Source organism: Streptomyces sp. NPDC057623 (genome assembly GCF_042800355.1).
In the GTDB taxonomy this organism is placed as follows: domain Bacteria; phylum Actinomycetota; class Actinomycetes; order Streptomycetales; family Streptomycetaceae; genus Streptomyces.
The window spans coordinates 1-11,104 of sequence record NZ_JBHVGZ010000031.1 but is presented as its reverse complement, the minus strand read 5'-3'; the positions used below and the strand labels follow the sequence as shown (position 1 = coordinate 11,104).

Genomic DNA, 11,104 nt, shown 5'->3' with positions numbered 1-11,104 from the left:
ACGGGGGACCCTCGGGGCCGGAGGTCGCGGGCACCGCACAGCAGGTATGCGAAGGCCCGGACCGTCAGGCGGAAATGCCGTCGATCCGGGCCATGGCGTCCTCCGCGCCGAACGGCTGCAAGTACGGCAGCCAGCGCGGGTCCCTATGCCCGGTGCCGATGATGCGCCAGGCGAGTCCGGTGGGTGGAGCGGGTTTGTGGCGCAGCCGCCAGCCGATTTCGAACAGGTGTCGGTCGGCCTTCACGTGGTTGCAGCGGCGACACGAGGCCACCACGTTGTCCCAGACGTGCTTGCCCCCGCGGCTGCGCGGGATGACGTGGTCGACGCTGGTTGCGACGCCACCGCAGTACATGCACCGGCCCCCGTCGCGGGCGAAGAGCGCCCTACGGGTAAGAGGAACGGGCCCCCGATAGGGAACCCGGACGAATCGCTTGAGCCGGACCACGCTGGGTGCGGGGACAGTGACGGTTGCGCTGTGCATGAAGGCGCCGGATTCCTCCAGGGAGACTGCCTTGTTCTCCAGGACGAGGACGAGCGCGCGGCGGAGCGGTACGACGCCGAGAGGCTCGTACGACGCGTTGAGGACCAGGACATGCGGCACGGATGCCTCCTTGGGCGTCGGCGGCGCGTGGCTCGCGCCGGGACGATCTGTAGTCAGTCTCCCCTCTTGCCTGGTGAAAGCGCCACCATGTGCCGGTAACGGGCTGGGAGTGTTTTCGACCACATCTGATCCATCCCCAGGACGACGAACTGTTCATCCCACCAGTTCATCCCCAGGTGAGCACGATTCCTCCCTCGAACATGGCGCCGATCCACACACGATGCCCCGATAGTGTGGTGGGCCTGCCCTGCCGGTGACCTTTTCGTGACCTTGACCGCCTGCCGGTGGGGCGGACCGCTGCACCTGGAGGTACCTGCCGTGTCCTTGCCCGCCGACCTACTGGCCGCCGGTTCGACCCCGTCGCCAACCCCCTCGGAGTCGACGACCCCCGCGGTTCCCTCGATCCGGGACGCCCACGAGAGCGCGACCCAGGCCGCGAGCTGGGTCGAGCAGAACTGGTCGACCTGGCTCGCGATAGGTCTGAAGGTCCTGCTGATCCTGGTGATCGCGGCGGTGCTGAGAGTGGCGATCCGACGGGCGATCACCAAGCTCATAGACCGGATGAACCGCACTGTGCAGGCGGTGGACGGGACGGCGATCGGCGGCCTCCTGGTCAACGTCGAGCGCCGCCGTCAGCGCTCCCAGGCCATCGGCTCGGTGCTGCGCTCGGTGGCCAGCTTCGTGATCATGGGCACGGCCGCCCTGATGGCCCTGTCCGCCTTCGACATCAACCTGGCCCCGCTGCTCGCCTCCGCCGGTGTCGCGGGCGTGGCCATCGGTTTCGGCGCCCGCAACCTGGTCACCGACTTCCTCTCCGGCGTCTTCATGATCCTGGAGGACCAGTACGGCGTCGGTGACTCGATCGACGCCGGCGTCGCCTCCGGCGAGGTCATCGAGGTCGGCCTGCGCGTGACCAAGCTGCGCGGCGACAACGGCGAGATCTGGTACGTCCGCAACGGCGAGGTCAAGCGCATCGGCAACCTGTCCCAGGGCTGGTCGACGGCCGGCGTCGACGTCACCGTCCGCTCCTCCGAGGACCTGGACAAGGTCAGGGGCACCATCAACGAGGTCGCCGAGAAGATGAGCAAGGAGGAGCCCTGGAACGAGCTCCTCTGGGGCCCGATCGAGGTCCTCGGCCTGGACAGCGTGCTGCTGGACTCGATGGTCGTCCGGGTCTCGGCGAAGACGATGCCCGGCAAGTCCCTGACCGTCGAACGCGAGCTGCGCTGGCGCATCAAGCGCGCCTTCGACGCGGCCGACATCCCGATCGTCGGCCGCGCTCCCCTCCTGGTGGACGGCGAGCCCATGGCGGACCCGACGGCGGGCATGGCGGCCCCCTCGGCCTACGCCAACACCTCCTCGCCGCAGGCCCAGGCCGCGACGCCGCTGGCACCGCCGAGCGTCACGAAGTAGCCGCGCGGGGCGGGGACAGCCGTACGACGCGGGCAGCGGGCGCGTACCTCAGTCGAGCCACCCCCGCCACCGCGGCCACGGCGCTTCACACCGCCCCTCGGCGACCGCCTTCTCGTACTCCCGCCGGGCGATCTCCGCAAGCTCACGCCCGGTCACCGGCTCGCTGCCGACAGCGGAGATCCGGGAGAAGGCGACCAGGCACTCGCCGTGCGGCACGGGCCGTGTCGCCCAGAAGACGAAGGACACCCCCGCGGTGATCACGGCGAGCGAGGCGAGGGCGAGCAGCGCACGGCGACGGTCACGCGTCATCCGCGCAGCCTAGGTGCTCCGCCGCGTGCCCGGTTCGTTCACCGCAAGCATTCGACGGGTGGACACAACCGGTGGTTGTGCGAGCCCTCTTCCCGGTTGTTTGCCCAGGGCGTGTCCGGCTGGCTTGGATGGCCCGGGTCGACGGGCGGTTGTGCGAGGCGGAGCGGGCGGTGGACAGGTGGCGGGCGACGGGCGGTCGCTGGGGCGGCGGTTCGGGTGGCTGTGGGCGGCCTACGCGGTCAGTACGTTCGGGACGCGGCTGGCCTTCGACGCCTTCCCGCTGATCGCGGTCGTCGTACTGCACGCCGGGGCGACCGAGGTGGCACTGCTGGCGGCCTCGGGGCTCGCGGTCGGGGCGGTGGTGGCGGTGCCGCTCGGGGCGTGGGTGGAGTTCCGCCGGAAGCGGCCGGTGATGGTCGCGGCGGACCTGGTCCGGTGCGCGGCACTGCTGAGCGTCCCCGCCGCGTTCGCACTGGACGGGCTCGGCCTCGGCCAACTGCTGGTGGTGTCGGTGGTGGTCGCCGCGGCGGACATCACGTTCGGCGCGGCGAGCGGGGCGTATCTGAAGTCGCTCGTGCCGCCGGGAGACCTGCTGGTCGCGAACGCCCGCTTCGAGGCCACGACATGGACGGCCACCGCGCTCGGCCCACCGCTCGGCGGGGTGGCGATCGGCGTGTTCGGCCCGATGGCGACCGTGCTGGCGGACGCGGCGAGCTATCTGCTGTCGGCGCTGGGGATCCGCGCGATCGGTAAGGAAAGCCAACAGACCGGCGGCCGACGGCTCGCAAGCCATCCGGCCGGAAGCCAGGGGGCGTCCGGAGATCAGGCGTCCGGAGATCAGGCGGCCGGAGGTCAGGGAGTCGGAGGTGAGGCGGCCGAAGGGCGGCCCCCCTCCCCCACCGCCCCCTCAGGTCTGCGCATGAGCGACCTTCCGGAAGGCTGGCGGCACATCCTCGGCCACCCCACCCTGCGCCCCCTGTTCCTGAACACCCTCCTGGTCAACGCCCTGATCATGGCGCCGGCCCCGTTGCTCGCCGTCCTCATGCTCGGCCAACTCGGCTTCGCTCCCTGGCAGTACGGCCTCGCCTTCGCCGTGCCCTGTCTGGGCGGCCTGCTGGGCTCGCGCCTGTCCCGGCGCCTGGTCGCCCGCCACGGCCGACACCGCGTCCTGCGCACCGTGGGCACCCTGCGTGCCTGCTGGCCCGTCGGCCTGGCCTTCATCGGCCCCGGCACCCCCGGCCTGCTCCTCGTCATGGCCGTCGAGTTCGGCCTGATCACCTGCATGGGCGTCTTCGCCCCGGTGCTCGCCACCACCCGCCTCGACCAGACCCCGCCGGACCGGACCACGCGCACCCTGTCGGCGTGGTCGATCACCAGCAAGACGACGACCGCGGCGGTGACGGCACTGTGGGGCCTGCTGGCGTCGCTGACCGGCCCGCGTCTCGCGATCGCCCTCGCCGGGGTCCTGCTGCTGGCGACACCGCTCCTGCTCCCCCGTCACGAACAGGCGACCGGGCCCAGCGCCGTCAAGTAACGACTGGGTCGTTTGGTGTAGACCACTCTTGACGCCACCTTCCGTTCGGGTCTACGTTCCTCGACATCCAGATAGGAAACTTTCCTAACAGTGATCCTGGATGGACTTCCGTCGTAGATCGCTGAGAAGCTGGTCAGCCGAGAGGCAGGTGTCGACCCCATGGCAGGAACCGCCGGTACGCCGGGCACCCCGCGCGTCCTGCGCGCCATGAACGACCGTGCCGCCCTGGACCTCCTCCTGGAGCACGGGCCGCTGTCCCGCACGCGGATCGGCAAGCTCACCGGCCTGTCCAAGCCGACCGCCTCCCAGCTGCTGGCCCGCCTGGAGGCCGCCGGCCTCGTCCTGGCGACCGGCACCACGGAGGGCCGCCCCGGCCCCAACGCCCAGCTGTACGAGGTCAATCCGACCTCCGCGTACGCCGCGGGGCTCGATGTCACCCCCGAACGCATCCTCGCCGCCGTAGCCGACGTCACCGGCCGCACGGTCGGGTCGTACGAACTGCCCACCCCCGGCAGGCGCCCGGCCCACCCCGTGGTCCGACAGGTCACCGACGCCCTGGACGGCGCGGTGAAGGCGGCGGGCCTCGCCCGCGACGACGTCCACCGGCTCGTCATCGGCACCCCCGGCGCCTTCGACCCCAACACGGGCCGGCTGCGCTACGCCTCCCACCTCCCCGGCTGGCACACCCCCGCACTGCTCGACGAACTCGCCGCGGCGCTGCCGATGCCGGTCGAGTACGAGAACGACGTCAACCTCGTGGCGGTGGCCGAGCAGCGGCTCGGCGCGGCCCGCGGCCACGAGGACTTCGTGCTGCTGTGGAACGAGGGCGGCCTGGGCGCCGCCCTGGTCCTCGGCGGCCGGCTGCACCGCGGCTGGACCGGCGGCGCGGGCGAGGTGGGTTTCCTACCGGTTCCCGGCACCCCCCTGGTCCGGCAGGTAACCAAAGCCAACAGTGGCGGCTACCAGGAGCTCGCCGGTTCCCAGGCGATCCCCCGGCTCGCACACGAACTCGGCATGTCCCACGTCCCGTCGACACCGTACGCCGAGGCCGCCGCCACCCTCGTCCACCGGGCAGCCACCGAGGACACCGTCCTGCACCGGCTGCTCCTGCAGACCTACGCGACCCGGCTGGCCACCGGTCTCGCCTCCCTCGTCTCCGTCCTCGACCCCGAGCTGGTCGTCCTCAGCGGCGCCTCCCTCACCGCCGGCGGCGAGGTGCTGCGCGCCCTCGTCCAGGACGAGCTGGAGGAGCTGGCCGCGGCCCGCCCCCGGCTCGTGGTCGGCGACGTCCGTGAACACCCCGTACTGCGGGGCGCGTTGGAGAGCGCGCTGGCGACGACACGCGACGAGGTCTTCGACACCGGCCGCTGACGGCCCGCCTCACTTCACCTCCTCAGCTCCCCATAAGCCCCCTCCTCGGCTCCCCATAGCCCCTTCCTCAGCCCCACCCTCGGCCCCCCATAGCCCCTCCCCAGCCCCACTCCGCGATTCGGCCCCTCCAGCCACCCCCCTCCTTCCTCACCCACCCGTCCCGCCCTTGGGAGACCTCGTCATGCCCGGAAAGTCCTGGAAAGTCACACCCATACCGTCCCGCAAGGCGGCCGCGGCCCTCGCCGCCACCGCCTCCCTCGCCCTCCTCGCCACGGCCTGTACCGGCCAGTCGGAGTCCGCCGCCACCGACGACCCCAACGCCAGGACGACGATCACCTTCTGGCACGGCTGGAGCGCGCCCGCCGAGGTCAAGGCCATCCAGGCGAACGTCGACCGCTTCGAGAAGGCCCACCCGAACATCACGGTGAAGGTCGTCGGCAACATCAACGACGACAAGCTCAACCAGGCGCTGCGCGCGGGCGGTTCGAGCGGCCCGGACGTGGTGTCGTCGTTCACGACCTCCAACATCGGCAAGTTCTGCTCGTCGGGCGCCTTCCTCGACCTGAAGCCATTCATCGAGAAGTCGAAGCTCGACCTGGACAAGCTCATCCCGAAGCCGATGCTGGACTACACCCAGTTCGAGGGCACCCGCTGCGCCCTGCCCCTGCTGGGCGACGCCTACGGCCTCTACTACAACAAGGACGCCTTCGAGAAGGCGGGCATCAAGTCCCCGCCGAAGACCTGGTCGGAGTTCGCGAAGGACGCCGAGAAGCTCACCGTCGCCAAGGGCGACAGCTACGAGCAGCTGGGCTTCATGCCGACGTACCACGGCTACGAGACGGTCGTGGACCACTACATGTCCCAGTGGGACCACACCTACTTCGACCAGGCCGGCAAGTCGAACATCGCCAAGGACCCGGCCTTCGCGGAGATGTTCACGTACCAGAAGAAGCTCATCGACGACCTCGGCGGCTTCACGAAGCTGGAGAAGTACCGCAACACCTTCGGTGACGAGTGGGGTGCCAAGCACCCGTTCCAGACCGGTCAGGTGGCCATGCAGCTCGACGGCGAGTGGCGGCTCGGCATGGCCCGGCAGGCCGGCACCGACTTCGAGATCGGCACCGCCCCGATGCCGGTCGCGGACGACGAGGCCGACGAGTACGGCAAGGGCTTCCTCTCCGGCACGATCATCGGCATCGCCCCGCAGAGCGAGAAGCAGAACGCGGCCTGGGAACTGGTGAAGTACCTGACGACCGACACCGAGGCCGTCGTCTCCTTCGCCAACGCCATCCACAACGTGCCGTCCACCTTCGCCGCCCTGAAGTCGCCCGACCTGAAGGTGGACCCCGGCTTCAAGACGTTCCTGGACATCGCCCAGAACACGCACTCGAACACGCCGCCGGCCTCCGTCAACGGCTCGACGTACCAGACGACGCTCCAGGACTTCGGCTACCAATACGAGTCCGGCAAGGTGAAGGACCTCGAGGCCGGTCTGGAGAAGACCGCCCGGCAGATCGACACCGACATCGAGCAGGCGAAGTAGCGCCCGATGTCCACGCACACTCTCCGCGCGAAGCGCCGCAGGTCGGCGCTTCGGACGATGGCCTTCCTGTCACCGTGGCTCATTGGTTTCGGCGTCTTCTTCGCCTACCCGCTGGTGTCCACCGTGTACTTCTCGTTCATGAAGTACGACGGCTTCGGCACACCGGTCTTCCGCGGCCTGGGCAACTGGAACTACGTCTTCAACGACTACCCGCTGTTCTGGCCGGCACTGCGCAACACGCTCTGGCTGGTGCTGGTGATGGTGACCTGCCGAGTCGCCTTCGGTCTCGGCATCGGCCTGCTCATCACCAAGATCAAGACCGGCACGGGTGTCTTCCGTACCCTCTTCTACCTGCCGTACCTGGCTCCCCCGGTCGCCGCCACCCTGGCCTTCGTCTTCCTCCTCAACCCCGGCACCGGCCCGGTCAACTCGGTCCTCGACGGCCTGGGCCTGCCGACCCCCGGCTGGTTCACGGACCCCGCCTGGTCCAAGTCGGCCCTCACCGCGCTGGCACTGTGGGGCGTGGGCGACCTCATGGTCATCTTCATGGCCGCACTGCTCGACGTACCGAAGGAGCAGTACGAGGCCGCGGAGCTGGACGGTGCGTCGGCCTGGCAGCGGTTCCGCTTCGTGACGCTCCCGAACATCTCGCCGATCGTGATGTTCGCCGTCGTCACGGGCGTGATCCAGACGATGCAGTACTACACACAGCCCCTCGTGGCCGGGAAGGTCGCCTCCGGCATCATCGGCGGCTCCGGCCAGCAGTTCGAGCCGGGCTACCCCGACAAGTCGACACTCACCCTCCCCCAGCTCGTCTACAACCTCGGCTTCCAGCGCTTCGACTACGGCTCGGCCTGCGTGGTCGCGCTCGTACTCTTCGCCCTCGCCATGGCGTTCACCGCGCTGCTGATGCGGCGCCGGGGCGGACTGATCCAGGCAGGTGACTGACCATGACCCAAGTGCTGGACAAGCCCGTTCAGTTGGCAAACCCAACAGTCGCCGAACGCACGGCCCGCCGCAGGGCGCTCCTGGAATGGACAGCGGTCCACTCCCTCGGCATCGCGGCAGCCCTCTTCTTCACCCTGCCGTTCGTGTTCGTCGTCCTGACCTCGCTGATGAGCGACCAGCAGGCGCTCACCCGCGACCTGGTCCCGGACACCTGGGAATGGAGCAACTACACCAAGGTCTTCGACACCCCCGGCTTCCTGACCTGGTGGCGGAACACCCTGGTCTACGCGGGCCTGGGCACGCTCCTCACCGTCGTCTCGTCGATCCCGGTGGCGTACGCGCTGGCCAAGTTCCGCTTCCGCGGCCGGAACCTGTCCCTGATGCTGGTCATCTCGATGATGATGCTCCCGCCCCAGGTCGTCATCATCCCGATGTACCTGTTCTGGGCGAAGCAGCTGGACCTCTCGGGCACCCTGTGGCCCCTGATCATCCCGATGGCGTTCGGAGACGCGTTCTCGATCTTCCTCCTGCGCCAGTTCCTGATGACGATCCCGAACGAGTACCTGGACGCGGCAAGGGTGGACGGCTGCGGCGAATTCCGCACACTCACCCGCATCGTCCTCCCCATGGCCAAGCCGGGCATAGCCGCAGTGGCCCTCTTCCAGTTCTTCTACGCGTGGAACGACTACTTCGGCCCCCAGATCTACGCGTCCGAGAACCCGGGCGCCTGGACGCTCTCGTACGGCCTGGAGTCGTTCAAGGGCGCCCACCACACCGACTGGAACCTCACCATGGCCGCCACGGTCCTCGTGATGGCCCCCGTGATCCTCGTGTTCTTCTTCGCCCAGAAGGCGTTCGTAGAGGGAGTCACACTCACCGGAGTGAAGGGTTGATGGCATGCCGTACTTCCCCGGGGGACGCTGCCCCCGACTGCCGCTGCGCGGCGGGCCGGACATCCGGCCGATGATCACCGTCCCCGGCGCCCGAAGGCGAGGCACTTCCCAGTGAAGCTCACCGTGGTCGGCGGAGGCTCGACCTACACCCCCGAACTCATCGACGGCTTCGCCCGCCTCCGGGACACCCTCCCCATCGAGGAACTGGTCCTGACGGACCCGGCGACGGACCGTCTGGAACTGATCGGCGCCCTGGCCCGCCGCATCTTCGCCCGCCAGGACCACCACGGCACGATCACCACCACGACAGACCTGGACGCGGCGGTGGAGGGCGCCGACGCGGTCCTCCTCCAACTCCGCGTGGGCGGTCAGGCCGCCCGCCGGCAGGACGAGACCTGGCCCCTGGAATGCGGCTGCGTCGGCCAGGAGACGACGGGCGCGGGCGGCCTCGCGAAGGCCCTGCGCACCGTCCCCGTCGTCCTCGACATCGCGGACCGGGTCCGCCGCACCAACCCCACCGCCTGGATCATCGACTTCACCAACCCGGTCGGCATCGTGACCCGGGCCCTCCTGGCGGAGGGTCACAAGGCGGTCGGCCTGTGCAACGTGGCGATCGGCTTCCAACGCAAGTTCGCGGCGCTGCTCGACGTGCCCGCCACGCAGGTCCACCTCGACCACGTGGGCCTCAACCACCTCACCTGGGAGACAGGGGTACGCCTGGGCGGCCCCGAGGGCGAGAACGTCCTGCCCGACCTGCTGACCGGCCACGGCGACACGATCGCCGCCGACCTGCACCTCCCCCGCCCCCTCCTGAACCGCCTGGCCGTGGTCCCGTCGTACTACCTGCGCTACTACTACGCGCACGACGAGGTGGTACGGGAGCTGCGGACCAAGCCCTCCAGGGCCGCTGAAGTGGCTGAAATGGAACGCCAGTTGCTGACCTTGTACGCCGACCCGTCCCTGGACGAGAAGCCGGACCTGCTGGCCAAGCGGGGCGGCGCCTACTACTCGGAGGCGGCCGTGGACCTGGCGGCGGCCCTGCTGGGCGGGGCAGGCAGCCCGTACCAGGTGGTGAACACGTACAACAACGGCACGCTCCCCTTCCTCCCCGACGACGCGGTGATCGAAGTACAGGCATCAGTAGGGGCGAAGGGCCCGACGCCCCTGCCCGTACCAGCCGTCGACCCCCTCTTCGCGGGCCTGATGGCCCAGGTGACCGCGTACGAGGACCTGGCCCTGCGAGCGGCCCTGCACGGCGGCCGCGACCGGGTCTTCAAGGCCCTCCTCTCCCACCCGCTGATCGGCCAGTACGAGTACGCCGACGCCCTCACCGACCAGCTGATCGCACACAACCGGGAGCACCTAGCGTGGGCATGACCGCACGTGTCCTCGCCGTGGACGCAGGCAACAGCAAGACCGACGTGGCGGTGGTGGCACCCGACGGAACGGTCCTGGCCACGGCCCGCGGCGGCGGATTCCGGCCACCCACGGTAGGGGTGGAGCCGGCGATCGAGGGTCTCGCCCAGACCGTGAAGCGGGCTTTCGCCGCCGCGGGCGTGACCTCCGCAGACCACGTCTCGGCATGCCTGGCGAACGCCGACTTCCCCGTGGAGGAGGAACAACTGGCGACGGCCCTGCACGCACGCGCGTGGGGCACGACCGTCGAGGTCCGCAACGACACCTTCGCGATCCTGCGGGCAGGCGTGACGGAACCGCGTGGGGTGGCCGTCGTCTGCGGCGCCGGCATCAACTGCGTGGGCATGCGCCCCGACGGCCGTACCGCCCGCTTCCCCGCGCTGGGCCGTATCTCCGGCGACTGGGGCGGCGGCTGGGGCCTGGCGGAGGAGGCGCTGTGGCACGCGGCACGCGCGGAGGACGGCCGCGGAGCACCCACGACGCTGACGCACACCCTCCCCGCCCACTTCGGCCTCCCCACCATGTACGCCCTGATCGAGGCCCTGCACCTCGAACACATCGCCCCCACCCGCCGCCACGAACTGACCCCGGTCCTCTTCACCACGGCCGCCTCCGGCGACTCGATCGCCCGCGGCGTCGTCGACCGCCTGGCCGACGAGGTGGTCACGATGGCAACGGTCGCTCTGACCAGGCTGGACCTGCTGGAGGAAGAGGCACCCGTGCTGCTGGGCGGAGGCGTTCTGGCAGCCCGGCACCCACAACTGACCGACGGCATCCGCGACCTGCTCGCCGCCCGCGCTCCCAAGGCGGTACCGGACGTGGTCACGGCGAGTCCGGTGCTCGGGGCGGCGCTGCTCGGGCTGGACGCGGTGGGAGCGCCGGCCGAGGTGCAAACCCGCCTCCGCCAACACTTCGAGCCATAACCAGCAAGTCCGCCCCTACCCGCCCCATCCCCAGGGGGCTCCGCCCCCTGGACCCCCATCGGCCTGAACGGCCTCGTCCTCAAACGCCGGACGGGCTGAAGGGGACTGGACCGGCGTCGGAGAGTGCCCGTATGCCCGAGGTCTTGGTGCACC

General features: G+C 69.9%; 10 protein-coding genes. 8 read left to right on the top strand and 2 right to left on the bottom strand.

Going from position 1 to position 11,104, the window contains the following annotated elements; all coding sequences use genetic code 11:
* Window positions 1-64: 64 nt before the first annotated feature.
* Window positions 65-601, bottom strand: a complete 537-nt coding sequence (locus ACFU95_RS27735; protein WP_093908392.1) for an HNH endonuclease — start codon at window positions 599-601, stop codon at window positions 65-67.
* Between the two features lie 318 nt (window positions 602-919).
* Here ACFU95_RS27735 and ACFU95_RS27730 point away from each other — a divergent pair, with 318 nt between their 5' ends.
* Complete coding sequence (locus ACFU95_RS27730; RefSeq protein ID WP_383832501.1) at window positions 920-2,014, top strand: mechanosensitive ion channel family protein; 1,095 nt, start codon at window positions 920-922, stop codon at window positions 2,012-2,014.
* A 48-nt stretch (window positions 2,015-2,062) separates the two neighbouring features.
* Here the strand turns inward: ACFU95_RS27730 and ACFU95_RS27725 are convergent, their stop codons facing one another.
* Entirely contained in the window at window positions 2,063-2,323 is a 261-nt protein-coding gene (locus ACFU95_RS27725) for a hypothetical protein (protein WP_383832499.1), read from the bottom strand.
* A 178-nt stretch (window positions 2,324-2,501) separates the two neighbouring features.
* On the opposite strand from ACFU95_RS27725, the gene ACFU95_RS27720 reads away from it, so the two are divergent.
* The 7 genes from ACFU95_RS27720 (at window position 2,502) to ACFU95_RS27690 (ending at window position 10,951) form a co-directional block, all read left to right on the top strand.
* Window positions 2,502-3,857, top strand: coding sequence for an MFS transporter (locus ACFU95_RS27720; protein ID WP_383832497.1), 1,356 nt, complete (start codon window positions 2,502-2,504; stop codon window positions 3,855-3,857).
* Window positions 3,858-4,016: 159 nt separating this feature from the next.
* Complete coding sequence (locus ACFU95_RS27715; RefSeq protein ID WP_383832495.1) at window positions 4,017-5,228, top strand: ROK family protein; 1,212 nt, start codon at window positions 4,017-4,019, stop codon at window positions 5,226-5,228.
* A 181-nt stretch (window positions 5,229-5,409) separates the two neighbouring features.
* Window positions 5,410-6,771: an ABC transporter substrate-binding protein gene (locus tag ACFU95_RS27710; RefSeq protein WP_383832493.1), complete on the top strand. Its 1,362-nt coding sequence runs from the start codon at window positions 5,410-5,412 to the stop codon at window positions 6,769-6,771.
* Between the two features lie 6 nt (window positions 6,772-6,777).
* On the top strand, window positions 6,778-7,719 hold the full coding sequence (locus ACFU95_RS27705; RefSeq protein WP_383832491.1) for a carbohydrate ABC transporter permease: 942 nt from the start codon (window positions 6,778-6,780) through the stop codon (window positions 7,717-7,719).
* A 2-nt stretch (window positions 7,720-7,721) separates the two neighbouring features.
* A complete protein-coding gene (locus ACFU95_RS27700) occupies window positions 7,722-8,612 on the top strand; it encodes a carbohydrate ABC transporter permease (protein ID WP_383832489.1) in 891 nt (296 codons plus the stop codon).
* 111 nt (window positions 8,613-8,723) lie between these two features.
* On the top strand, window positions 8,724-9,989 hold the full coding sequence (locus tag ACFU95_RS27695; RefSeq protein ID WP_383832487.1) for a 6-phospho-beta-glucosidase: 1,266 nt from the start codon (window positions 8,724-8,726) through the stop codon (window positions 9,987-9,989).
* Window positions 9,980-10,951, top strand: coding sequence for an N-acetylglucosamine kinase (locus ACFU95_RS27690; RefSeq protein WP_383832485.1), 972 nt, complete (start codon window positions 9,980-9,982; stop codon window positions 10,949-10,951). Before ACFU95_RS27695 ends, ACFU95_RS27690 begins: the two co-directional genes overlap by 10 nt.
* The last annotated feature ends 153 nt before the right edge of the window (window positions 10,952-11,104 follow it).